29 protein-coding genes and 1 pseudogene are annotated in these 23715 nt (G+C 59.1%); 18 read left to right on the forward strand and 12 right to left on the reverse strand.

Annotation, left to right across the window (positions count from 1 at the left end; translation table 11 throughout):
• The first annotated feature begins 3 nt into the window (after nt 1-3).
• From leuD to leuB, 4 genes are all read left to right on the forward strand, one after another.
• Nucleotides 4-633, forward strand: a complete 630-nt coding sequence (leuD, locus tag B2P82_RS03750; RefSeq protein WP_206991810.1) for a 3-isopropylmalate dehydratase small subunit — start codon at nt 4-6, stop codon at nt 631-633.
• Between the two features lie 23 nt (nt 634-656).
• Complete coding sequence (locus B2P82_RS03755) at nt 657-833, forward strand: hypothetical protein (RefSeq protein ID WP_290480333.1); 177 nt, start codon at nt 657-659, stop codon at nt 831-833.
• Nucleotides 834-949: 116 nt separating this feature from the next.
• Entirely contained in the window at nt 950-1222 is a 273-nt protein-coding gene (locus B2P82_RS03760) for a YgdI/YgdR family lipoprotein (protein WP_290495234.1), read from the forward strand.
• Between the two features lie 143 nt (nt 1223-1365).
• Nucleotides 1366-2418, forward strand: a complete 1053-nt coding sequence (leuB, locus tag B2P82_RS03765) for a 3-isopropylmalate dehydrogenase (RefSeq protein ID WP_290482368.1) — start codon at nt 1366-1368, stop codon at nt 2416-2418.
• Here leuB and B2P82_RS03770 read toward each other — a convergent pair.
• Together B2P82_RS03770 and B2P82_RS03775 are read right to left on the reverse strand one after the other, a co-directional pair.
• Nucleotides 2415-3212, reverse strand: a complete 798-nt coding sequence (locus tag B2P82_RS03770) for a TIGR03084 family metal-binding protein (protein ID WP_290495236.1) — start codon at nt 3210-3212, stop codon at nt 2415-2417. The genes leuB and B2P82_RS03770 overlap by 4 nt on opposite strands.
• Before the next feature lie 5 nt (nt 3213-3217).
• Entirely contained in the window at nt 3218-3589 is a 372-nt protein-coding gene (locus tag B2P82_RS03775) for a nuclear transport factor 2 family protein (RefSeq protein ID WP_034817434.1), read from the reverse strand.
• Between the two features lie 122 nt (nt 3590-3711).
• Between B2P82_RS03775 and B2P82_RS03780 the strand changes: the two genes are divergently transcribed.
• Both B2P82_RS03780 and rarD read left to right on the forward strand, forming a co-directional pair.
• The gene (locus B2P82_RS03780) at nt 3712-4755 is read left to right on the forward strand and encodes an aspartate-semialdehyde dehydrogenase (RefSeq protein WP_206991815.1); all 1044 of its coding nucleotides are present in this window, start codon (nt 3712-3714) and stop codon (nt 4753-4755) included.
• A gap of 60 nt (nt 4756-4815) precedes the next feature.
• Nucleotides 4816-5724, forward strand: a complete 909-nt coding sequence (gene rarD / locus B2P82_RS03785) for an EamA family transporter RarD (protein WP_290495239.1) — start codon at nt 4816-4818, stop codon at nt 5722-5724.
• Between the two features lie 92 nt (nt 5725-5816).
• Here rarD and B2P82_RS03790 read toward each other — a convergent pair whose 3' ends face one another.
• The 3 genes from B2P82_RS03790 to B2P82_RS03800 are packed head-to-tail and all read right to left on the reverse strand — an operon-like array spanning nt 5817 to nt 8116.
• Entirely contained in the window at nt 5817-6440 is a 624-nt protein-coding gene (locus B2P82_RS03790; RefSeq protein ID WP_290495241.1) for a LysE family translocator, read from the reverse strand.
• A 3-nt stretch (nt 6441-6443) separates the two neighbouring features.
• A complete protein-coding gene (locus B2P82_RS03795) occupies nt 6444-7562 on the reverse strand; it encodes a serine hydrolase domain-containing protein (protein WP_290495242.1) in 1119 nt (372 codons plus the stop codon).
• A gap of 38 nt (nt 7563-7600) precedes the next feature.
• Nucleotides 7601-8116 carry a hypothetical protein gene (locus B2P82_RS03800; protein ID WP_290495244.1) on the reverse strand — a complete coding sequence of 172 codons (516 nt, stop codon included), beginning with the start codon at nt 8114-8116 and terminating at the stop codon, nt 7601-7603.
• Nucleotides 8117-8201: 85 nt separating this feature from the next.
• Between B2P82_RS03800 and B2P82_RS03805 the strand changes: the two genes are divergently transcribed.
• The 8 genes from B2P82_RS03805 to ftsY all read left to right on the forward strand — a co-directional run bounded on the left by B2P82_RS03805 (nt 8202) and on the right by ftsY (nt 14994).
• The gene (locus B2P82_RS03805) at nt 8202-9083 is read left to right on the forward strand and encodes an HpcH/HpaI aldolase/citrate lyase family protein (RefSeq protein WP_290495246.1); all 882 of its coding nucleotides are present in this window, start codon (nt 8202-8204) and stop codon (nt 9081-9083) included.
• Nucleotides 9084-9136: 53 nt separating this feature from the next.
• Nucleotides 9137-9484 (forward strand): ArsC/Spx/MgsR family protein, encoded by a 348-nt coding sequence (locus B2P82_RS03810; RefSeq protein ID WP_034817294.1) that lies wholly within the window; start codon nt 9137-9139, stop codon nt 9482-9484.
• Between the two features lie 89 nt (nt 9485-9573).
• Entirely contained in the window at nt 9574-9831 is a 258-nt protein-coding gene (locus tag B2P82_RS03815; protein ID WP_290495248.1) for a hypothetical protein, read from the forward strand.
• Nucleotides 9832-9869: 38 nt separating this feature from the next.
• Nucleotides 9870-10922 carry a MaoC family dehydratase gene (locus B2P82_RS03820; protein WP_290495250.1) on the forward strand — a complete coding sequence of 351 codons (1053 nt, stop codon included), beginning with the start codon at nt 9870-9872 and terminating at the stop codon, nt 10920-10922.
• 40 nt (nt 10923-10962) lie between these two features.
• Nucleotides 10963-11379, forward strand: a complete 417-nt coding sequence (locus B2P82_RS03825) for a hypothetical protein (RefSeq protein ID WP_034817298.1) — start codon at nt 10963-10965, stop codon at nt 11377-11379.
• Nucleotides 11380-11443: 64 nt separating this feature from the next.
• Entirely contained in the window at nt 11444-12253 is an 810-nt protein-coding gene (gene dapF, locus B2P82_RS03830) for a diaminopimelate epimerase (RefSeq protein WP_290495252.1), read from the forward strand.
• 78 nt (nt 12254-12331) lie between these two features.
• Nucleotides 12332-13609 (forward strand): tRNA (N(6)-L-threonylcarbamoyladenosine(37)-C(2))-methylthiotransferase MtaB, encoded by a 1278-nt coding sequence (gene mtaB / locus B2P82_RS03835; RefSeq protein ID WP_290495254.1) that lies wholly within the window; start codon nt 12332-12334, stop codon nt 13607-13609.
• Nucleotides 13606-14994: a signal recognition particle-docking protein FtsY gene (gene ftsY / locus B2P82_RS03840; RefSeq protein WP_206991825.1), complete on the forward strand. Its 1389-nt coding sequence runs from the start codon at nt 13606-13608 to the stop codon at nt 14992-14994. The genes mtaB and ftsY overlap by 4 nt, the downstream gene beginning before the upstream one ends.
• On the opposite strand, the gene B2P82_RS03845 is transcribed toward ftsY, so the two are convergent.
• A complete protein-coding gene (locus B2P82_RS03845; protein WP_290495256.1) occupies nt 14995-16731 on the reverse strand; it encodes an N-acyl-D-amino-acid deacylase family protein in 1737 nt (578 codons plus the stop codon). It lies immediately after the preceding gene.
• A 104-nt stretch (nt 16732-16835) separates the two neighbouring features.
• On the opposite strand from B2P82_RS03845, the gene B2P82_RS03850 reads away from it, so the two are divergent.
• Both B2P82_RS03850 and B2P82_RS03855 read left to right on the forward strand, forming a co-directional pair.
• Entirely contained in the window at nt 16836-17696 is an 861-nt protein-coding gene (locus tag B2P82_RS03850) for a DMT family transporter (protein ID WP_034817307.1), read from the forward strand.
• A gap of 110 nt (nt 17697-17806) precedes the next feature.
• The gene (locus B2P82_RS03855; protein ID WP_290495258.1) at nt 17807-18448 is read left to right on the forward strand and encodes an inner membrane-spanning protein YciB; all 642 of its coding nucleotides are present in this window, start codon (nt 17807-17809) and stop codon (nt 18446-18448) included.
• On the opposite strand, the gene B2P82_RS03860 is transcribed toward B2P82_RS03855, so the two are convergent.
• A complete protein-coding gene (locus tag B2P82_RS03860; protein ID WP_034817311.1) occupies nt 18445-18996 on the reverse strand; it encodes an NUDIX hydrolase in 552 nt (183 codons plus the stop codon). The two genes, B2P82_RS03855 and B2P82_RS03860, sit on opposite strands and share 4 nt — an antisense overlap.
• Nucleotides 18997-19123: 127 nt before the next feature.
• Between B2P82_RS03860 and B2P82_RS03865 the strand changes: the two genes are divergently transcribed.
• Nucleotides 19124-19855: a MarR family winged helix-turn-helix transcriptional regulator gene (locus tag B2P82_RS03865; protein WP_206991829.1), complete on the forward strand. Its 732-nt coding sequence runs from the start codon at nt 19124-19126 to the stop codon at nt 19853-19855.
• 16 nt (nt 19856-19871) lie between these two features.
• Here B2P82_RS03865 and B2P82_RS03870 read toward each other — a convergent pair whose 3' ends face one another.
• From B2P82_RS03870 to ccmA, 5 genes are all read right to left on the reverse strand, one after another.
• Nucleotides 19872-20396, reverse strand: coding sequence for a redoxin family protein (locus B2P82_RS03870; RefSeq protein ID WP_290495261.1), 525 nt, complete (start codon nt 20394-20396; stop codon nt 19872-19874).
• The gene (ccmD, locus tag B2P82_RS03875) at nt 20393-20557 is read right to left on the reverse strand and encodes a heme exporter protein CcmD (RefSeq protein WP_290482360.1); all 165 of its coding nucleotides are present in this window, start codon (nt 20555-20557) and stop codon (nt 20393-20395) included. Before ccmD ends, B2P82_RS03870 begins: the two co-directional genes overlap by 4 nt.
• A 4-nt stretch (nt 20558-20561) precedes the next feature.
• Nucleotides 20562-21293 (reverse strand): heme ABC transporter permease CcmC, encoded by a 732-nt coding sequence (gene ccmC, locus B2P82_RS03880; protein ID WP_290495263.1) that lies wholly within the window; start codon nt 21291-21293, stop codon nt 20562-20564.
• 21 nt (nt 21294-21314) lie between these two features.
• On the reverse strand, nt 21315-21983 hold the full coding sequence (gene ccmB, locus B2P82_RS03885) for a heme exporter protein CcmB (protein WP_290480346.1): 669 nt from the start codon (nt 21981-21983) through the stop codon (nt 21315-21317).
• 165 nt (nt 21984-22148) lie between these two features.
• The gene (gene ccmA, locus B2P82_RS03890) at nt 22149-22727 is read right to left on the reverse strand and encodes a heme ABC exporter ATP-binding protein CcmA (RefSeq protein WP_290495265.1); all 579 of its coding nucleotides are present in this window, start codon (nt 22725-22727) and stop codon (nt 22149-22151) included.
• A gap of 118 nt (nt 22728-22845) precedes the next feature.
• Here ccmA and B2P82_RS03895 point away from each other — a divergent pair.
• A pseudogene (locus tag B2P82_RS03895) lies at nt 22846-23715 on the forward strand (aconitase family protein); the annotation flags it as partial.

Raw genomic sequence — 23715 nt, forward strand, 5'->3', positions numbered from 1 at the left:
CTCATGAAAGCCTTTACCCAACTCACCGGAACCGCTGCGCCGCTGCTCGAAAAGGGCAAGCCGATGTCGAATGTCGACACCGACATGATTATTCCCAAGCAATTCCTGAAGACGACCGAACGCACCGGTCTTTCGACGGGACTGTTTCATGAGCTGAAAACGCTCTCGGATGGCTCCCCCAGGCCCGATTTCGTGTTGAACCGGCCTGAATACGCGACGGCGAGTATCCTGATTGCGGGCGAGAACTTCGGCTGTGGCTCGTCGCGCGAGCATGCGCCCTGGGCTCTGTTGGATCAGGGTATTACTTGTGTGATCGCGCCGAGTTTCGCCGACATCTTCCACAACAACTGCTACAAGAATGGCATCTTGCCAGTTCGCCTGCCAGTCGACGTATGCCAGAAGCTGGCCGATCAGGCGGGGGGGGCGAACCATGTCTTCACCGTGGACCTTGAAGCCCAGATCGTCACCGGGCCGGATGGCGAAGTGTATGCGTTTGAAGTGGATGCAGGCCGTAAGGCAAACCTCATGGAAGGCCTTGACGAGATTGGCAGTTCGATGACTGCAGCAAGCGAGATCGACACGTTCGAAGCGCGTCGACGCGTCTCCATGCCATGGCTCGAAAAGGCCAGCTGACCCGGAAAGCGAAGAGGATGGTCATGAAGAGATTAAGCCTGACAATTCTGGGGGGATTGGTGCTGGCGTCTGTCGCGGCTTGTCATACGGATCCATTCGGCACGCAGCCTGAAGTCAATGTCACCCTGCCAGAGGCTCAGTCCGCGCCGTCCGACGAAGCGGGCGCCTCAACCGAAGAAAAGCGTGACCCCGAGACCTGAGAGTCGCACGAGCGGGTTTCGTTCTTGTTTGGTGGAGACGTAGAAGGCGTTGCGCCCGCTGGTTACAACCGTTAGTGGTGGACGCGGTTCTGAATTGCACACTTTGGGAGATAAAGATGAAATTTGCGGGTTCTGTGCTTGCAGTTGGATTGATGGTTTCTCTCGCGGGCTGCGCGAGTTCAACCGGGTCTGAGGAAATGACATTGGCGGAAGGCGCCGAAAGAGAGTGCCGCTCCATCAAGGAGTTCGGCTCGATGCTGCCAAAACGGGTTTGCAACAACAAGGCAACCTGGGCCGACATAGATGAGCGGAACGAAGAACAGGCCAAGGAATTCAAGGACAAGATTGATAGCCGCTACACACCCGTACCACGCGAACCCGGCATGTAGGCACTTCCACTCTCGGGTGGCTCAACTTTCCCAGGTCGACCTGGCCCGGCCGCCGACCACACGCGACAGTATTGCTCGGTTGTGTTGTGGTGGCTACTAGGTGCCACAAAACAAACTTGTCCGAACATGAGTGGAGCGCGGAAGTGAAACAGACCTTACTGTTATTGCCAGGAGACGGGATTGGCCCAGAAGTTGTGGCCGAAGTTCGGCGCCTGGTGGACGTTCTGGCTCCAGATCTCCTGTTGGAAGAGGGGCTTGTTGGCGGAGCATCCTTTGATGCCCACGGGACGCCGTTGAACGAGGATACGCTGGAGCAGGCCCGTCGATCGGATGCGGTTCTGCTCGGCGCGGTTGGTGGGCCGAAATGGGCGGGTACGGCGCGCGACAAGCGCCCGGAAGCTGGCCTGCTGGCTCTGCGCAAAGGCCTCGATGTTTTTGCGAACTTGCGGCCCGCTTTCTGTTTCCCGGCATTGGTCAGCGCCTCCAGCCTGAAGCCTGAAGTGGTCGAAGGCCTGGACATCATGATCGTTCGAGAGCTGACAGGGGGTGTCTATTTCGGCACGCCCCGCGGCATTGATGAGAAAGGCGGACTGCGCCGGGGGTATGACACGTCGATCTACACGCACCCGGAAGTCGAACGTGTGACCCGGGTCGCCTTCGAAATCGCGCGTGGCAGGGATGGCCGTGTCTGTTCGGTAGAAAAATCGAACGTCATGGAGACCGGCCTGTTCTGGCGTCAGGAAGTCACATTGGCGCATGCCGAGTTCGGCGCTGGCGTCGAACTCAGCCACATGTATGCGGATGCTTGTGCAATGGAGCTCGTCCGAGCGCCGAAACAGTTCGATGTGATTCTTGCCGGTAATCTGTTCGGGGATATTCTCTCTGACGAAGCCGCCATGCTGACCGGGTCCATCGGAATGCTGCCTTCAGCGTCCCTTGGAGCGGATGGTACGCCGGGCCTCTATGAGCCGGTGCACGGTTCGGCGCCGGACATTGCGGGACAGGGTATCGCAAATCCGTGTGCAGCCATTCTGTCGCTTGAAATGGCCCTCCGCTGGTCTCTGGGGCGTGAAAAAATCGCCGACAGGCTCTTCGCAGCAGTGGGCAAGGCTTTGGAAGATGGCGCCCGTACGCGAGATCTTGGGGGAGAGCTCAAGACTCACCAGATGACGGATGCAATTATCGCAGCGCTTTAGGCCGTGCGCGTCTTCCGTGTCCCGGCCGCTGGTGGCGGCTGCGGAGGGCCCGCAAAGCACTGCGCTTGTGTCATCCAGGATTGAGCAATCTTTCCGGATACGGAAAGACTTGTGTCCGCCACGTTGCGTACCTGCGTTACGACTTGGCAGAATTCTTCTGCGCGGCCTGCAATACGCTCATCATCTTGTTCTTCGCCATACGTCCAGATTTCGCCGGACGGCGCGGTAAGGGACAGGAAGGGCATTGGCCCCGGAGCCGGGAGTTTCCGGTTGGCAAAAGTCCACCCATAGGTGTTCACGCCCAGTACCACGATATTGCGGATACGGTCGCTATTCTCACGGACGACGCCCAGCTGGTCATAGACTTCCTGACCGTGCGCCCAGGTTTCCATAAGTCGCGCCGTGATCGAAGACCGCGCGCTCATGCTTGGGCCCACCCATTGCAGGCGCCGGGATGGATCGGTTTGAGCGAAGACATCTGCCGTACGGTCTGCCATGACAAGCCAGTCCTCCCGCAAGGCGCGGCCTGACAGGCCCTCGAAATACGCATATTCATGGTCTGGAAGTGCGCCTTCGCGGAGTGCGTCCGTCAGGCCGGATACAAGCGCTTGAAATGCCGCCTCGTCTTTTACCGACAATAGCGCTGCGGTGTTCCAGAAATGCAGGTGGCGGAGAACCATGTCGATGGTCCAGCCCTTGAATGCGGTTTTCTGCGTATAGTCCGTATCGGACAGGGGTGCGATCAGCTCGGACAGGGCCAGCGATTCATCGAGGAAGTCTGCGGCTTGTTGCATGGAGATCAGCTATAATCCGCGATGCGGCAGAGCAGGTTTCCACGAAATTCGAAAAAGCTCGCGCCGCGTACTTTTACGGTCTCGCCGGACTTGATGCCATTGGGCAGGTCTACGGCGGCCTTGCCTTCAAATTCGATCTCGGCCGCAGCCTTGCCGCCTCCACTGACAATGTTGACCAGTCGTTGACGGCGATAGGAGAAGGCATTTCCTGACAATTCCGCGACCTGACGCATCATGTCCCTGCCATCCAGACGCATGGACTGACCCGTGTTGGAGATATTTTCGAACACCACGTCTTCCGTCACGCAATCGAGCATTCCGTCGATATCACGGGCATTGTAACAGGCGAGGTAGCGGTTGATTACGTCATCAAGCACGAGGGCGGCTCCCAGTTCCGGGTTCAATCCGGTCTGCCTCAGCAGCGAGACGTTGGCAACAGGCTTTAAATGGCGTCGAAGATGCGCCATAAGCCCGGTTCAATCTCAGGAGTAGAAATATCATGGCCACTCGGATCGCAGTCGTCGGTGCAACAGGTAATGTCGGACGCGAACTGCTGAACATTCTGGAAGAACGCATGTTCCCAGCCGACGAAGTCTTTGCCGTTGCTTCCCGCCGGTCGCTCGGCAAGGAAGTGTCCTATGGCGACCGCACGCTGAAATGCCACGATATTGAACAATTCGACTTCACACAGGTAGACCTCGTCCTGATGTCGGCTGGCGGCGCCACCGCCAAGGAATGGGCACCGAAAATTGCCAAAGCCGGCGCGATCACGATCGACAACTCGTCCGCATGGCGGATGGATCCGGACGTGCCGCTCGTCGTGCCAGAGTGCAACGGCGAAGCCGTGATGGGTTACGAAAAGAAGATGATCATCGCGAACCCGAACTGCTCGACTGCACAGCTCGTTGTGGCGCTGAAGCCGCTGCATGATGCCGTCGGTATCACCCGCGTTGTCTGTTCGACTTACCAGTCCGTATCCGGCGCCGGCAAGGAGGCGATGGACGAGCTGTGGAATCAGACACGCGGCGTATTCGTCAATGACGAGCCGACCCCGGAAGTCTTCCAGAAGGAAATTGCCTTCAACGTCATCCCGCAGATCGACGTTTTCATGGATGATGGTTTCACCAAGGAAGAGTGGAAGATGCGCGTCGAGACGAAGAAAATCCTCGACGAGTCCATCGAACTGGTCGCGACCTGTGTGCGCGTGCCGGTCTTTGTTGGTCATTCCGAAGCCGTGAATGTCGAATTGGCCGGCCCTTTGAGCGCCAAGAAAGCCAAGGAAATTCTGCGCGAGAGCCCGGGCATCATGCTGGTCGATGATCCTGAAGACGAGCTCTACATCACGCCGAAGGAATGCGTGGGCGAATGGGCGACCTATATCTCCCGCGTCCGCAAGGACCCGACGGTCGAAAACGGCATCGCCTTCTGGTGTGTCTCCGACAATCTGCGCAAAGGCGCCGCCCTCAACGCAATCCAGATTGCCGAAGAACTCCTCAATCGCGGCGTCCTGAAGCCAGAGAAACAGCCCGTTTCGACAAACTGAAACGCTTCGCAGCAATAATTGGGTGGCGTTGCCTCATGGCTCAGTGCTACGCGCTGGGCCATGAACACTGAAACTCGCCTCGGATTCTTTGCTGGCCTGGGGGCCTTTTTTATCTGGGGGAGCCTGCCGCTCTACATCCGGCTGATGCAGCACATCAGTGCGGCGGACCTGCTGGCACATCGCGTGGTCTGGTCCATACCGACTGCGCTGATCTTCATTGCGATTGCTGCGAACTGGCGGGACGTTCGGACAGCCCTGAAATGGGATAAGCTGAAATGGCTGCTTATTTCAGGCGCCCTGATCGGGTCCAATTGGGGATGTTACATCTGGGCGGTAAATGCTGGCCGGACGATGGAAGCGTCGCTCGGCTATTACATCAATCCGCTTGTGAACGTGATCTTCGGCATGATCTTCTTTTCCGAGCGCCTTCGACCGGCGCAATGGGGCGCAGTAAGCATCGCCGCTATCGGCGTTGCCATCATGACAGTGGCTTTCGGACAGGTGCCGTGGGTCGCCCTGTTTCTCTGCGTAACCTTTGCCTGTTACTCGCTGATCCGGAAGCAGGTCGCCATTGATAGTCGAGCGGGATTTCTGATGGAGGTTCTGCTGTTGGCGCCCGTCGCCCTGGCCTGGTTGGCCTGGCTCTCGCGCCAACCGGATGCGCAAGTATTCGGCAATGGGGGATGGGATGTCGCACTATTGATGGCGGCCGGCCCGATCACGTCTGTGCCCCTCATCCTGTTTGCCTTGTCAGCACGCCGTCTGAAGCTCTCGACCATCGGCATGATGCAATATATCGGACCGACCTTGCAGTTCCTGATCGCGGTTCTCGTGTTCCGCGAAGCGTTCGGCTGGACCCATGCGGCGGCTTTCGGTTTCATCTGGACGGCGTTGGCGATCTTTACCGCCGACAGTGTCATGGGTGACGCCAAGGCCCGGCGGCTCGCCCGCGCAGCGCGAGTCAGCTGAAAAAATGCTCCGGGCGGTGAGCACCCGGAGCAGGAAGATGTTTTGCATGATTGGAGTTGCCTCCGATTTCACCTCCGCAAGGACTGTGCCATTCAGGAGACCGAACGTCCGGTCGAGACGGCGATCCACACGGCGATTCCAAGCAGCATGATGGCAAAGGTGCCGCGCAGGAGGGGAGCGGTCCGATAAGCTTCCAGTTTTTGGCCAAAACGGGACCCGGCAAGTACAATACTCGTATGGATGGTCGTCGCGACCACCAGGTGGATGACGCCCAGCGCAACAATCTGCAACCAGATTGGTCCTGCGGTATCGCTGGCAAACTGCCCGACGACGACGAGATAGAACACAAGCGCTTTGGGATTCAACAAATTCGCAACCAGACCCCGCCAGAAGCCCGCCGCCTTGTTTCGATTGAGTGGTGAGACGGATCCGGTATCCCGCCAAGCCTCAACGGCGAGATAGACCATGAATGCGACGCCTGCCCATCGTAGCGTGTCGTAGAGCATGGGCATTCCGGCGAGCAGAGCCGACAGGCCTGTGGCCGCAGCCACCAATTGGGCCGCTAGCCCCAATGTTATGCCTGCGACAGCGCGCATTCCCGCTGTGCGGCCCTGCTGCGCCGACAGCGCAGCGAGCCATCCCATATTGGGGCCGGGCGTCAATTCCACTGCCGCCATGGCAATCAGGAATGCGGCCCAGTCAATATGGTTCAGCATGGATCAGAGGCAGTCATAGACCGCTTCAACCAGTCGTACCGCACGCGGGTCACCCACGAGAATATTGGATTGCTTGTTCATGACATAGGCGCACGTCAAACCATTGCGCTGATCAGCTATCGCCATGGAGCCCCCCCAGCCACAATGGCCGAGCGTGGTGGGTTCGGGTCCGAACATGCCGTGGGTATTGTGCATGATGCCAGCGCCGAAGCTGGTGATCATGGGCAGAACCAGATCCGGTCCATGTGTTCGCGCCGTGCTGAGTGCCTCGAAAGTGGCGTCGCTCATGACACCCTCGCCATTGGTCGTGTAGGTCTCATAGAGTTGCGCGACTGAGAGCGCTGTTCCGTGGCCGTTTGCCGACGGAATTTCGATCTCGCGCCAAATGGCTCCGCCGCGATTTGGGGCGGCCCATTTGCTGACAAATGCTGCGCGTCGCGGGGGGGTAATCTCTCCGAGTTCTGCCAATTCTCGCGGTCGCTGGATGTCGGCACAGCGATCGTGTTCGCTGGCGGGTGTGCCGATCATGAAGTCGACGTTTGGAAACAGGGATTTCAGCGTGGTGCCGAGGGTTTCGCCGCTGATGCGCCGCGTGATCTCTCCGACGAGATAGCCCCAGGTCAGGGGATGATAGCCATGCGCGCTGCCCGGTGACCACATCGGAGCCAATTCCGCCAGTGCGGCGGCGCAGGCGGGCGGATCGAGCCAGAGCTCAGGGTTGATCTCTTCGGGAAAGCCGGGCAGGCCGGCCTGATGGCTCGCAACTTCGGCAATGGTGACCGCGCCTTTTCCATTGGCTGCAAATTTGGGCCAGACATCGGCCACGGGCGTCTCAAAGCCGCCCGGCAGGCGCTCTACCAGATGGGCGAGGACGATGGCTGCGATACCTTTGGTGGTCGAATAGACCGGGACGAGGGTGGTGTCTGACCATGGGTGTTCCTTCTTCCGGTCAGCCCAGCCGCCGACCAGGTTCACGACGACCTTGCCGTCCTTGATGACGGTGAATCCGGCGCCGAGCTCCTCGCCATTCTCGAAGTTTTTTTCGAAGACGCCGCGAACAGATTCAAATCCGCTGTCGGCATGTCCGGCCATTGGCCAGATGTCAGATGTTGTATCAGTCATCGGTGTTGGCTCGCATAAACCGAACTGGCCGACAAGCGTTACGGCTGAACCAAGGCCCGCACATCGGCGGCAACACGGCTGGTGAGGTCGCTGTCTACGGAGGCTGTAAAATCCTCGAGCGCCTGCTGCCATTCGAAGATCTGCCTGAGGCCGAACTCATCCTCTCCCCTAAAGGAGACGTGGAATCTCACGCATATCCCACTCGGAGAAGGACCCTTTTTCGCGTAGGCGGTTCCGGGGTTGAAGCCCTCATTCATCTGATTGGCAAGTTCCAGCGTTTCCAGTCGCGAATAACCAGGCAGGTCCCGGCAGGCCGTAAAGCGGGCCGTCTGGCAGGTGCCGTCGATCTGGGAGCACTCCCGAAGCACGGCCTCGAACCCCTGTTTGTCCATCGCTGCGGACATTGTGGGGTGCGTGTCGATATACCCGATTTTGACGGACTGGAATTCGCGTATGAGGAATTCGTTGCGAAACTCGATCAGCGTAATGGGTTTCGCAAAGGCAGGCTCGCAAAACAGGAAGATTTGAGCCAGTAAGAGCAGGCGAAACATCATTGATCCATCTCGGTGCATTGTGGGACGAGTATTCGGCTCACAATCACGCATCAAATGGACAGTTCAGGTCAAGGAGTTGTCACATATGTCCCACGTCCACCGTCCCCGCCGATCCTGCCTTTACATGCCCGGCGCCAATGAGCGCGCCCTGGAAAAGGCGAAGACCCTGCCCGCAGACACGGTCATCATGGATCTGGAAGATGCCGTGCCGCCGGAAGCCAAGGAGACCGCGCGTGACACGATCCGCGCGGCCGTGACCGCAGGGGGTTACGGCCACCGTGAAATCGTGGTCCGGATGAACGGGCTGGATACCGAATGGGGCCAAGCCGACCTCAAGATGGCGGTTGAAGCGGGCGCACATGCGCTGCTCGCCCCGAAAGTCATCGATGGCAGCGACATTGATCGTCTCGACGACGCGATGAGCCGCGCCGGCGCGCCGGCCGAGATGGGACTTTGGGTGATGATCGAGATGCCGAAGGCGATCCTGAACATCCAGGACATTGCCGAAGCCGTTGGCCGCACCCGTATGACGACGTTCGTGATGGGAACGAACGATCTCGCCAAGGAATACCGCGCGCGGATGACGCCGGACCGGCTGGCTTTCCAGACGGCTCTGGGCATGAGCATGGCTGCGGCCCGCGCCTACAACATCGTCGCGATTGATGGCGTCTACAATGACATCAAGAACGAGCAGGGCCTGATCGACGAGTGTGAACAGGGGCGTGACCTCGGCTTCGACGGCAAGACGCTGATCCATCCCTCACAGCTCGACACGGCCAACCGCGTCTTCGCGCCGAGCCCGCATGATGTGGAACATGCACAGGCCGTGATCGAAGCGTTCGCAGACCCTCAGAATGCCGGCAAGGGCGTATTGAAGGTAAACGGCAAGATGACCGAATTGCTCCATCTGGACGAAGCCCGCCGGACGGTCGCCATGGATGAAGCGATCCGGGCTTTTGAGAGCTGATCTTCAATGCTCTCGGGCATTCATATGGTAAACCAACACATTCAGGAATACGCATGACCTACACTCTCCTTCACCATTCCGGCTGCAGCACGTCGCGCAAGGGGCTCGCCTTGTTGCAGGAGAACGGCGTCGAGCCGGAGGTCCGGAAATACATGAATGCTTCCGAGCAACTCAGCCTGGATGAGCTGAAGGACATCGCCAAAAAGATGGGTGCCAGTTCGCCGCGCGAGTTCTTGCGCGACAAGAATGCTGCCGAATTCGGCATCGATGCGACTTCGACAGATGACGAGATCTTCCAGGCGATGGCCGCCAATCCAAAGATCATCCAGCGCCCCATCGGCATTGTCGGCAAGCAGGCCGTGCTGGGCCGTCCGATCGAGAAACTGCTCGAGCTGAAATAGTATTACACGGCTGATATTGCGGGGAGATCGATGAAATTTCATCGATCTCTCACGCGAAGATTCAATATCTGCATGGCAAGACAGGCGGCATGATCCTGTTCATGACCCTTGCGGCGGTGTTGATCGCCTTTTCTGCATTTTGCACTCTTGGGGTGCCGTACATGTTGGCGGGACCACGCATGCTCGATGAGTTCTCCGAGAACCGTGAGCAGCAAATGATGGCTGGCCTGTTGGGGGCCGCGATCATCGCACTCTTCCTGCTGCCCTTCGTCTCACCCGCCTTGATTTCCTCGCCCAGTGACGGTCAGGTACTGGCTGATCTGTATATGGGGCAAATCCAGGCCTGACGCCGGGAAGTCTTGCCCCTTTTCCACCTGAGGGGCGCATGACCAGCACATCGAAATCCAATCCCGGCCATTTCTTCGAAGATTTTTTCGTGGGCATGCCCCTCGCGCATGCGACGCCGCAGACGCTGACTGAAGGCGACATCGCCCTCTATCGCGCGCTGACCGGCGGCCGGTTTGTCCAGTATTCCTCATCTGAATTCGCCAAAGCCGCCGGCTATCCCGGCCTTACGATTGATCCGCTACACGCTTTCCATGTCGTGTTCGGCAAGTCCGTGCCGGATGTTTCGTTGAATGCGGTGGCAAACCTTGGCTATGCCGATGGTCGCTTCTCTCAACCCGTCCTGCCAGGCGATACGCTGAACACGGTTTCGGAAGTGATCGGCGTCAAAGAAAACTCCAATGGCAAGACCGGCGTCGTCTGGGTGCGCACGCGCGGCACCAATCAGCGCGGCGAAGAAGTCATGTCCTTTGTGCGCTGGGTCATGGTCAACAAGCGGGATGCCAACTCACCCGCGCCAGACGTGGTGATCCCCGACCTGCCAAAAAGTGTGCCTGGGGCCGAATTGTCCGGGTTTGCCTCCATGGAGGCTTGGGATACATCCCTCGCCGGCAGCGAATACATGTTCGAAGACTATGCGGTTGGCGAGAAGATCAATCATGTCGACGGCATGACCGTGGAAGAGGCCGAGCACCAGATTGCGACACGCCTCTACCAGAACACCGCCAAGGTTCATTTCGATGCGCATGGCCAGAAATCCAGCCGGTTCGGCAAGCGCCTGATCTATGGCGGTGTGGTAATTTCCATCGCGCGGTCGCTGGCCTTCAATGGTCTCGCCAATGCGGGCCATATGCTGGCGATCAATGCCGGCAGCCATGTCAGTCCGCTATTTGCTGGTGACACGATCTATGCCTGGAGCGAAGTGCTTGAGAAAGCTGAGCTGTCCGACAAGGTTGGCGCGTTGCGCTTGCGTCTCGTGGCAGTGAAGGATCAGGATCCGGGCGCGTTCGCCTATAAGGGCGAGGACGGGAAGTATGCCGATGGTGTTCTGCTCGACTTCGACTTTTGGGCCGCCATTCCATGCAAGCGGTAAGGCGCTTCTGTTTCGGCGCGCGCTCCCTATATGATGCCGCATGAGCGGATATGGGCCTTTTGATGATTTCACGCTGTTCGCCATCGCAATTGCGGTGGTGCTGTCGGCAATTGTCAGCCTGATCGGTACGTCCGCTCGCAAGCGGAATGTTGCGCTTGGCGAGGCGACCGTGGCCGATCTTGCGGAGATGACCGGTATCCGGGATCCCAAGAAGCTACAGGAAGCCTTTGGCCCGCCCGACATGGGCCGCGTCTGGCGCACGGTCACACTCTTTGACGTGCGGCGCTTCCGGCAACCTCAGGGATGGCTGATGTCGAGCGATATCGTCGACTATGCGTGTCTGGGCATTGTGGCGCTCGCCATCTTCGTGTCGCATCCCTTTGTCGGGGCGGGGCTGGTGGCAGCGCTGGTCATCCAGGTCGCTGGATGGATTGTGTCGTTCGGGCTGCCCAAGTAGACGCGCGAAATATCTGACGAAGTTCCGCTTTTCGGGACGGGGGAAACCCTTTAAGGGCTGGCGAATGAAAGTCTGGAAGATGAATGGTGCTGGCAACGCGTTTGCCATATTCGACGCCCGCTCGACTGCGTTCGTGCCGAGCACCGACCAGGTGCGCCAGATTGCCGAAGACCTAAAAGCCGATCAGATCATCGCGCTGGAGCGTGATGTCGCGCGCGACGTATTCATGCGCATCTGGAACGCCGATGGCAGCGAAGTCTTTGCCTGCGGCAATGCCTCTCGTTGTGTAGGCAAACTGTTACTGGCTGAAACCGGCAAGGACCGGGTGTCCATCCAGACCGAAGCGGATGTTCTGAAAGCATTTGCCGCAGAGGATGGCCAGATAACCGTCGACATGGGTTCGCCCCTGATGGGGTGGGAAGACATTCCGCTTTCCGAGAAAATGGACGTTCGCGGCGTTGATGTGAAAGTCGGACCGATCGACAATCCCTGGCTCTCCCGTCCGGCAGTGGTCTCGATGGGCAATCCGCACGCCGTGTTCTTCGTGAAGAATATCGACGATTACGACATTCCGGCCATCGGGCCGCTCGTTGAATGGCACCCGACCTTTCCTGAGGGGGTGAATGTCGGGTTTGCGCAGGTCATTGACCGGCAGAACATTCGCCTTCGTGTCTGGGAGCGGGGGGCAGGCCTGACCAAGGCGTGTGGCACCGGAGCGTGTGCGGCGCTCGTGTGCGCCGCCCGGGCAAAGCTCACCGACCGCCGCGCCAACCTCATTCTCGATGGTGGTGCGCTGATCATCGACTGGCAGGAATCCGATGACCGGGTTTACATGACCGGACCTGTGCAGCTGGAATTCGAGACCGAAATCTGAACTGGGCAAAGGAGTCATCCTGCACAGATCCCTTGATTTGCGGGGCTGACGGCGCGATGTCCGCTGCAACACATCGCGATGACTGAGACCAAATCCCCTTCCAGCCCGCAGCTGATCACGCTCGGATGCCGCCTGAACACCTATGAATCCGAGGTGATGCGGGGCCATGCCACCGATGCTGGCCTGAATGATGCGGTGATCATCAATACATGCGCCGTCACATCGGAAGCCGTCCGCAGTGCGCGCCAGACCATCAGGCGGGCAGCGAAAGACAATCCGGACGCGCCGATCCTCGTGACGGGTTGTGCGGCGCAGATCGATCCGGACATGTTCGCAAAGATGCCGGAAGTCACGCGCGTCATCGGCAATCATGAAAAGATGCAGGCGGAAACCTGGCGGCCAGCCGAATTGCTGGGCGGGCACGAAAAGGTCCGCGTGAATGACATCATGTCAGTGCGGGAAACCGCTGCACACCTGATTGATGGCATGGAAGGTCGCGCCCGCGCTTATGTCCAGGTCCAAAATGGATGTGACCATCGCTGCACGTTCTGCATCATTCCTTATGGCCGTGGGAATTCCCGGTCTGTCCCGGCAGGGGAGGTGGTCAATCAGGTCCGGCGGCTCGTCGAGACCGGCCATTATGAAGTTGTGCTGACCGGCGTGGATCTGACCAGTTGGGGTGCTGATTTGCCCGGCGCGCCGGAACTCGGCAATCTTGTCCAACGCATCTTGAAACTGGTGCCGGAGCTGAAGCAGTTACGCATTTCCTCCATCGACGCCATCGAGATAGATGATGCCTTGATGGAGACCATGGCGGAACCTCGACTTGCGCCTTTCATGCATCTGTCCCTTCAGCACGGAGACGATTTGATCCTGAAGCGCATGAAACGGCGGCATCTGCGCGCCGATGCTATCGCGCTGACAGACCGTCTCCGCGCTGTCCGACCTGACATTGCTTTTGGCGCGGACATCATTGCCGGTTTCCCGACTGAGACCGAAGCCCATTTTGAGAATTCGGCCCGGCTCGTGGAAGAGTGCGGCTTGTCTTTCCTGCACGTCTTTCCGTATTCGCCCCGTCCCGGCACCCCGGCTGCCCGCATGCCGCAACTCACCAAGGCCGTGGTGAAAGCGCGCGCCGCGCGTCTGAGAGACGTCGGGGCGGCGGCGTTGGAGCGGCATCTCAGGAAATATGACGGCCAGACCGTTGAAGCTCTGGTCGAGCGCGGGAACTCCGCGCGTCTGCCGGACTTCACGCCGGTACAGTTCGAGAGTGATCCGGGCGAAGCTGGACGCCCGGTACGCGCACGTATAGTCCGGCAGGATGGAAAACAGCTGATCGGAGCGCTGACCGCATGATCCTTTGGTTCGGAAAAAAGAAAAAAGAAGAAGAGCTGAAAGAGGCTGGCGCAGCAATGGAATCGCCGGAGCTGTCAGCGGATGAACTGGCGGCCAGGGAAGCTGAAGCTGCGCGTAAGATTGCCGAACAGGAAGAGATCGAGCGCAAGGTCGCCGAGGCTAACAAGGCCTGGGAAGAGCGACAGGCGCGCGAGGCCGAGGCAGCGGCCGCAGAAGCAAAGCGGCTGGATGAGGAAGTCCGCAAAGCTGATGAGGCACGTGCCGCCGCTCAGGCGCGTGCGGATGATGCGGAAGCCGCGCGTCTTGCGGAAGAGGCCGAACGGGCCCGCAAGGCCAAGGAAGAGCGCGAAGCGGCGCAGGCGAAGGCGGCTGCAGAACTCAAACTGCTCGAAGATCGGCGCGAGGCCGAGCGTATGCGCGCTGAGCGGGAAGCTGCTGCGCGGGCGGCCATGGAAGCGGAAGCCAATGATCCGGGGTTCGTGGCCAAGCTCGGATCCGGCCTGTCCCGGTCTTCGGCGCGATTGACGTCCGGCCTCGCGGTTTTCGGCCGACGGAAACTTGATGATGAGACTCTTGAAGAACTCGAAGACCTGCTGATCACGTCAGATCTGGGCGCAAAGGTTGCGATGCGGGTGACGGGCAATCTCGCCAAGGAACGGTTCGACAAGGAAATCAGCGAAGACGAAATCCGACAGGCGCTGGCGGATGAAATCACCGACGTGCTGAAACCTCGCGAAAAGATCGTGGACTTCTCAGACGGTCCGCGTCCGCGCATTGTCTTGTTCGTCGGGGTCAACGGCTCCGGCAAGACGACCACAATCGGCAAGATTGCGTCCAAGCTGACAGAGCAGGGGGCGAAGGCGCTGCTCGTCGCAGGTGACACATTCCGGGCGGCGGCGATTGAGCAACTTACGGTCTGGGGCGAGCGGGCCGGTATTCCTGTCATGTCAAAGCCTACGGGCGCCGATGCGGCAGGCCTTGTTTACGAGGCGATGGAACAGGCGAAGGCGGACGATCTCGATCTTGTGCTGGTCGACACGGCTGGACGGCTGCAGAACAAGGCTGAGTTGATGGCCGAGCTTGAAAAAGTCGTCCGCGTTGTCCGTAAGCTGGACCCGACTGCGCCGCATGATGTCATTCTCGTGCTGGACGCGACCGTTGGCCAGAACGCGCTGTCCCAGGTCGAGGCATTCAGAAATACGGCGGGCGTCACAGGTCTCGTCATGACCAAACTCGATGGCACGGCCAAGGGCGGTGTGCTGGTGGCCATTGCGGAGGCGTTTGACCTGCCGATCCACTTCATCGGCATCGGCGAAAAAGCAGAAGACCTCCGCCCATTCAGCGCGGAGGCCTTCTCGAAGGCTTTGGTCGGAATTCAGGACTGACTATTCGGCGGCGATGGCGGTCGGTTGGGTTTCCCTGGCTCCTCGCAGCAGGCGGCCGGGGCGTGCACCGGTGGGGTCTCCGTCTCGGTGGGTAATTTGTCCGTTTAGGATTGTTGCTGTGTAGCCGGAGGCAGCTTGCATCAGGCGCCGACCGCCAGCGGGGAGGTCATAGTCCACGCGAGGCAAGTGGAGCTTGAGGTTTGTGAGGTCGATCACATTCAGATCGGCACGGTAGCCCGGGGCTACCAGTCCGCGATCATTCAGTCCGATCCATTGTGCCGTGGCGCGGGCCTGACGGTGCACGATGTGCTCAATGGGAATGCGTGGGCCTCGTGTTCGGTCGCGGACCCAATGGGTCAGCATCGTGGTGGTGAAAGAGCCATCACAGATCATGCCGACGTGCGCGCCGCCGTCTGACAGGCCGGGCAGTGTCGCAGGGCTGAGCATCATCTCGTAGGATGGGTCAAGCGAGCCACCGGAATAGTTCAGGAAGGGCAGGTAGAGCATGCCATGCCCATTCCGTTCCAGCATCAGGTCGAGTGCGGCTTCTTCTGGCGATATGCCCCACCGGGCTGCAATGGCTTCCAGCGTACGATCAGGTGTGGGCTCATAATCTACTGGATCGTCAAGCTGAAAGATCTTTCCGAAGCTTCGCAACATGACTTTCAGGAAGGGATTATCTGTGTCCGGCGCGTCGGCCAGCAATCGTTTGCGAAAGTCTTCAGTGCGCAGCAGTTTTATGCGCTCTTCAAAAGGCAGGTCCGCGATTTCGCGGTAAACCGGGTAGGCGCTGAATGGATTAAGCGTCAATTCAAAGCCAAGTAGCACGCCGACCGGACGGGGGGCGACCTGTGCACGCATTGGCAGGCCATCCTCGGCGGCCTGTTCGATGGCGCCCAACAAGCGCCGCCAGCCTTCCGGGGCAATATCTGCCTGGGCCAGCGAGACAGATAATGGCCGGCCGCTCGCTTCGACAATACGGCGCAGCATGGCTGCTTCCTTTTCCGGATCATCGAAGTCAGACACGAATTGCAGGACGCCCCGTCCGGCGTCTGCCACGCCTTGCGAGATGCCCGTGAGTTCGGCTTCGCTCGCGGTGAGGGTGGGCGTAGGCTGACCGTCGCTGGTACGGTGGTTCAGTGTGCGGGAGGTCGAAAAACCGATCGCGCCTGCGCGGATAGCCTCGGTTGCCAAAGCCCGCATCTGGCGGATGTCGTCCTCAGTGGCCGGCTCCCGATTGGCGCCGCGTTCGCCCATCACATAGACCCGCAGGGCCGCATGAGGCAGCTGCGCACAGATGTCAGCGTCGAATTGTCCATTCGACAGGCTGTCGAGATAGTCGGGAAAGCTCTCCCAGTTCCAAGGCAGGCCTTCGGCCAAGACGGGGAAGGGGATGTCCTCAACGCCTTCCATCAGACGAATGAGTCGATCATGATCTTCTGGCTTGCACGGGGCGAATCCGACGCCGCAATTTCCCATCACCACTGTCGTGACTCCATGCAGGGAGGATGGGCTGATTGATCCGGTCCAGGTTGCCTGACCATCATAATGTGTGTGGACATCGACAAAGCCGGGCGTCACGATTTTTCCGCGCGCGTCGATTTCCTCGATGCCGCGGCCAGTTACTTTGCCAACTTCCGTAATCATTCCATTTGAAACGGCTACGTCACCGTCGAAGCTCTCGCCGCCCGTTCCGTCGATTATGGTCCCCCCGCGCAACACCAGTTCGTGCGTCATGATACATTCCCTCTCGCGTTTCTTGTTTGGCGCGAGTCAGGCCTTCAACGAGCCAAGAGTCAAATCCTTCCCACGCGTCAGCAAGTCGTGCATAGGTCGCCGCAATGTCGATGACGCTTCTGCCTGTGGTTCTGTGCCTTTTGTCTGCAGTAACGGTTGCCGCCACCAACATGTTCGTGAAGCGGGGCGGCGACGTCCTGACAGCGCGCATGGCGGTCGCGATCGTCATGGGGCTAAGCGTCCTGCCCTTTGCGCCCTTTGTTCCCACCCCGCCGAGAGAGACCTGGCCGCTCATTTGCGTTTCGGTCGTGGTTCACTGGATTTACCAGTTCTGTCTCGTACGAGCGCTACACAGGGGCGACTTGTCTCTGGTCTTCCCCGTGATGCGAGGCCTGGCGCCGCTCGCGACCGCCTGCTTTGCTGTCTTTGCGTTGCACGAGCATCTGACGGCACTCCAGATGGCCGGGCTGGCCGTGGCCAGCTTTGCCATCATTCTGTTCGCCTTGCCGACGGGAACGACAGCCTCAACGCGGCGGCTTGATCGGCACGCCCTGATCTGGGCCGTGCTCACTGCGCTGGGCGTTGGTCTTTATGCTGTGGCGGACACGCGCGCCGCTCGCGCTATGCCTAATCCGATGACTTTTGTGGTTTGGCTATTCCTGCTGGACTGGATCGGCGTAACCGTCGTCGCTTGCATGCAGCGCAGGGGACGTATACGCGCTGCCATTGCGAAACAATGGAAGGGAGGGCTCGCAGGTGGGATTTTGGGCACGTTCTCATATGCGCTCGCCATCTATGCCTACACACTGACAGATGCCGCCATTGTAACCGCCTTGCGGGAAACATCGGTCGTGTTCGCTGCGGCCCTTGGGGCTATATTTCTGAAGGAGGGATTCGGGTACAGACGAATATGTGCCGCAGCTTTGCTGGCCGCCGGGCTCCTCTCCATGCAAGTCGGGGCATAGCCTGTTTCAGATCGCTGCATCTGCGTTCGTGATTTATTAGGTCGACTATTGTCTGAGGGGAGCTACAGCTTGTGACCAATCCAGCAGCAGCCGAGACGCGTAGAGAAGCGATGACAAAGAAACAGAACACGGAAGGCTCAGCTGAGCTAAGCGATGCGACGGCCAAAGCGGGCAGCATCTGGACCGAACTCGGCCCGACGCTGGCGTTTATCGGTATCTACAACGTGATGTTGAGATTCCCGGAAGGCGAAGGGTTGTTTACCAAGGACACCGCGCTTTATTGGGCGACCGGCGTGCTCATCGTCTTCACCGCTTTCGTGATTATTCAGAAGTTGATCCGCGGTGAAAGAATCCCGCCATTCCTGATTGTCTCATCCGCCTTGATTGGTGCGTTCGGTACGGCAGGTATCCTGCTTCAGTCGAAGCTGTTCCTGTTTATCAAGCCGACGATCATCAATCTGCTTTATGCAGGCGTGATCTTTGGCGGGCTGGCCGTGGGACGGAACATCTGGAAAATGTTGTTCCACACCGTATTTGATCTGCCAGATCACGCTTGGAAAACCTTGGCCATTCGCTGGGGGCTCTATTTTGTTGCTATGGCAGCGTGGAACGAATTTCTCTGGCGTAACTTTTCCGAGGCGACGTGGGCGAACTGGAAGCTCGGCAACATCGTGATCGGTGTGGTATTTGCGCTGGCGAATACGCCGTATACGCTGAAGCATATGCGAAAGCCCGAGGACGCAGATACCTAGCGGGTCAATTGCTCGGTGCCGGGCGGATTTGAGAACGGCACGAATGCCGCGCGGTTTCGAACGCTGGAAAAATGGGTCAAGGCCCAGACGACGGTCGGAAAGGCAAGATTCGCCCACGGCAGGTCTTTCCAGTCAAACAGGGCGACTTCCTCACTCTCGGGCCCAGGCGAAATCTCCGACACCAACTCTGCTCTGAACATGACATGGACTTGCGCAATGCGGGGAACGGAGTAGACGGCAAGAACTTGACCCAGGCTGATATCGGCATTTGCCTCTTCCCGAGCCTCTCGTTTAGCGGCGTCTTCAACGGTCTCCCCAACCTCCATGAACCCGGCTGGAAGCGTCCAGAATCCCTTACGCGGATCAATCGCGCGCCTGCAAAGCAGGATTTTGTCACCTTTTGTCGCAACTGAAGCTGCAATAATTTTCGGATTTATGTAGTCTACGAACTGGCAATGTGAGCAAACACGGCGTATTCGGTCGTCGCCAGCAGGTATTTTCAGTTTGAAATCTTGAGAAAAGAAACCATTTGATAATTCCTCCGTCATCGAACCTTAAGCCTCTTGCTTGTATTGGGGTGAATGTTGATCCGCACACGGGTCGTATACTTAACAGACCAATAACCGGATTATCCATCGCGCCCAACGCCTAAATAAACACAGAAAGACTACCATCATGACCTACAATCTTAAAACCTCGCCGAGCCATCTGCTCCATCGTGCCCAGCAAATTGCCGCCAATGAATCGGCTTCTGCGCTTGCCGCAGCAGGTATCACCCTGCGCCAGTTCTCTGTCCTTGCCGCTCTCTCAGGCAATGATGGCGTCAGCCAGTCCGACCTCGTCAACGCAACCGGCATCGACCGTTCGACGCTGGCCGACATGGTCGCTCGTATGGAAAAGGCTGGCCTCATCAAGCGCGTCGCTTCCAAAACGGACAAGCGCGCCAAGGTCGTTTCGCTGATGGCGAAAGGCAAGAAAGCTTACGAGAAAGCTCTTCCAGCTGTTGAGAAGGCTGATGCAGCCATCTTCGAAGCCCTGCCGAAAACCAAGCAAGCCACGCTGGTATCCGGTCTGAAGGATATGGTTGCCGAGGCTGACAAGGCTGAAGCCGCTGTTGCGCCAAAGCCTGCTGCTCCTGCGCCGGCCGCAAAAGCTGCTCCGAAGCCTGCAGTGAAGAAAGCTCCAGCCAAGAAGCCTGCTGCAAAGAAGGCTCCCGCTAAAAAGCCCGCTGCCAAGAAAGCTCCAGCTGCAAAAGCTGCGCCGAAGCCTGCGGTGAAAAAAGCGCCAGCCAAGAAAGCTGCGCCTAAAGCCAAAGCGAAAGCAGCACCGAAAGCGAAGCCAGCCACGACCACCAAGGCCGTCAAAAAGGCTCCGGTGAAGAAAGCTCGCAAAGCGACGAAGAAGTAAGGCTCCGGAAACGGATCTAATTCGGCGGGGCGCTCTTCAGCGCCTCGCCTATTGTTTTGACCGAATCTTCGTCCAGCGGACCCTGCACATGGTCAATGATCTCACCGTCAGCTGAGATAACAAATGTTTCCGGCACACCGGTCAGGCCGAAATCGAGTCCCCCCTGACCGTCCGGATCAAGTGCAATCCGCGTGTATGGATTGCCCAGCCGGTCAAGGAAGGCGAGGCCGTCGTCCAGTTTGTCCTTGTAGAGCACGCCGAATACTTGGTCCGGATATGCGGCGGACAGTTCGGAAATGTATTTGTGCTCCGCTTCGCAGGGGGCGCACCAGCTTGCGAACAGGTTTACGGCAATAGTGCCGCCGGTCGGCGAGGGAGCGAAGCTGAGGGGGGTGGAATCGAGGGTTGGGAATACCGTATCGGGTGCGCTGCGCAAATTGCGCTTGAAGTCGCCTTTTTCGGGATTGATCAATTGTCCGGCCGCAATCACACCGAAAGCGACGAGCGCTCCGATCGGAACAATTGCGAGCCAGCGCTTCATCCGCGTTTCTGGTCCCGGATGCGCGCTTCGATACGGATCAATTCAGTCTTTGCCGCGCGGGCTTTCAGCCAGACACTCGCCATCGCGCCGCCGATAAGGAGCAGGCCAACGGAATAGCTCGCCCAGATGAATGCGGCATTGGAATCAAAATCTGGCAGCATGGGATCAGTCTCCTGTCATCAGGCGAGCCCGGGACTGGGCAGCGCGTCTGGTCCATATTTCGGCCCGCATTAGCGTCATGACAAGGGCGGCAAACAGTAGCGAATGACCCAGCGAGCTGATCAGCAATGGCCAGAGATAGACAGCGGCCATTTTCGGACCCTCTGGCGTGATGACGCTGGCATTTTGGTGTAGGGACGTGAAGAGGTCCACGGAAAACTTGATCAATGGCACATTCAGCGCGCCCACCATGGCAAGGATCGCACCGGCGCGCGCGGCCTTTTGGCGCGTATCCATGGCAGCGCGCAGGGCCATGTAGCCGAGGAAAAGGAAAAACATGAAAAGGACAGACATCATCCGGGCGTCGTCCCATTGCCACCATGTGCCCCAGGTCGGCTTGCCCCAGATGGCGCCCGTGGCAAGGCAAAGTGCTGTCCATGTCGCGCCGAGCGGGGCGATCGCCTTGGCGGCAATGTCGGCAACCTCGTGGCGCCAGATAAACCAGACGAAGCTCATCACGGCCATGCCGAGATAGCTGGCCATGGCAAGCCATGCGGCCGGGACATGAATGAACATGACTCGCATGATGTCGCCGCCTTGATAGTCATCCTTCGGGACCATCCAGAGGCCTTGCCAGAGCCCCCATGCAATCAACAGGGCTGCGGCCGCATAGAACAGGGGCGCGAGCCAGCTGGACAGCATCAGGAAACGGTGCGGATTGGCGAACCAGGAAAACATCGCGTTCGGAATACCCTTCCCTCAGTCTGCCGCCAAGCGCAGGGCTGCACCCATGGCAAATGGTGCGACAGCCAACGCAAACAGCGTTGAGGCAGCGAGAAATAATGGGGCGGCGGCGCTGCTTGGGCCGTCTCCCATGGCGAGGGCGCCAAATATGGCGGTGGGGACGTAAAGGGGCAAGGCGATCAGGCTGATCAACAGTCCGCCTCGGCGTACGGTCGCGGCGAGTGCTGCCCCTACGCCGCCCCAGAAGTAAAAGGCCAGCCCGCCAATCGCATAGTACAGCATGTTCTCAAGCAATGCGCCGCCAATTTGGGCCTGGAACATCAGGAGCAGCAAGGGGGAGAGCAGGGCGAGAGGCAAGCCTGCGGTCAGCCAATGCGCGAATGTCTTTGCTGCGGCAATAGAGGCGGCGGGGGCGCTGGTCTGTAACCAGAGATCCAGCGAGCCATCTTCGGCGTCCGCCTGAAAGATGCGCTCCAATGTTACGAGACTGGAAAGCGCCAGCGAAACCCACAGGATCCCGGGACCAATCGTGCGCAGGGTTTCCGGGTCCGTTCCGACGCCGAGTGGCACGAGGACAGCCGCCCCTGCGAAGAAGCCCACCGGCAGCAGCGCGCCGGCGCCGCCCGCCCAGGCTTCGCCCAGCGCTTGCCGGAAGGCGGAGAAGATGGGTGCGGGGCTAGCCATATCGGCGGAGCTTTCGCCAGTGAACAAAGCCGAGACCTAGAAATAAGACCAAGACTGGAATGCCACATTCCAGGCCATCGGTTCCATTTTTCCAGCCGCAAACATAAGTTGCTGCAAAACCGAAAAGGCATCCCAAGACAGCCCAGATTCCGAAAAACAAATACTTCAAATCTCCACCTCGCGTGTTGCGGGGAAGCCTGCATCGCCGTGGACGGCTGCAACCACCACACCGTCCGACTGCCGGTGCTGCTCGATCATCCCGAGCAGGAGCGTCCGCCCCTCGGAATCGAGCGCGGTTAGCGGTTCATCCAGCAGCCAGACAGGGCGGTATTCGAGGTGCAGACGGGCAAGGGCGGTCCGGCGGCGCTGTCCGGCCGATAGATGCTTGGCGGGCACATCTGACGGACGCGAAAGCCCCATTTTGTCTAGGAGAGGCTCGACGTCTGTTGTGGATTGTCCCCATGCGCGTGCCCAGAGGGTCAAATGCTCCCGCGGCGTTTCATGAGGTTTCAATCCGTCCCGGTGGGCCACCCAATGATGCGACGCGTTGCGGTCAATTGTGCCGGTCTCGGCCTGCGTCAGGCCTGCGAGAATACGCAACAGGGTGGTCTTTCCGGCGCCATTCGGCCCGCGCAGGACAATTGCTTCGCCCGGCGCCAAGGACAGGGACACCTCCCGGAACAGGAGGCGTTCGCCGCGGATCATGCCGATATCGGCTGCGGAAAGGAGGGCGCTGGCGCTCATATGTCCCGTTTAGACCCTTTGTCCCAATTGCCTCAATGCACTAGGGCCTATATGAGACAGACCAGCGCGGCGGCTCATCGCCGCAGATCGATAATTTCAGACGCGAGGTTCCCTCCCCATGCCGTCCCTCGACAGCTTCAAGTCAAAACGCACACTCACCGTCGGTAGCAAGACCTACACGTATTTCTCGCTGTCCGCAGCCGCAGAAAACGGTCTTGGCGACGTTTCCCGCCTGCCTGCGTCCCTCAAGGTCCTGCTTGAGAACATGTTGCGCCATGAGGACGGCAAGACCGTCACCAAGGACGACATTCTCGCATTCAAATCCTGGCTTGAGAACAAGGGCGGTGTCAGCCACGAGATCGCCTACCGTCCGGCTCGCGTGCTGATGCAGGATTTCACCGGGGTTCCGGCTGTGGTTGACCTTGCAGCCATGCGCGATGCCGCGCAAAAGCTCGGCGCGTCAGCAGACGCGATCAACCCGCAAGTCCCGGTCGACCTCGTCATCGACCACTCGGTCATGGTCGACAGCTTTGGCGGAGAGAACAGCTTCGAGAAGAACGTCGAAATCGAATACCAGCGCAACCAGGAACGGTATGAGTTCCTGCGCTGGGGTTCCACGGCGTTCAAGAATTTCCGCGTTGTGCCACCGGGCACCGGCATCTNNCCACCAGGTGAACCTCGAATATCTGGGTCAGACGGTCTGGACGAAGGATGAAGACGGCGAAACCGTTGCCTATCCTGACACCTGCGTCGGCACCGACTCGCACACGACCATGATCAACGGCCTCGCCGTGCTTGGTTGGGGCGTTGGCGGCATTGAAGCCGAAGCAGCCATGCTGGGTCAGCCAGTCTCCATGCTGATCCCGGAAGTCATCGGCTTCCGTCTTGACGGCAAGATGGCAGAAGGCGCCACAGCGACCGACCTCGTGCTCACAGTTGTGCAAATGCTGCGCGCCAAGGGCGTCGTCGGCAAATTCGTCGAATTCTA

The organism is Hyphomonas sp. UBA4494 (genome assembly GCF_002388935.1).
Classification (GTDB): Bacteria; Pseudomonadota; Alphaproteobacteria; order Caulobacterales; family Hyphomonadaceae; genus Hyphomonas.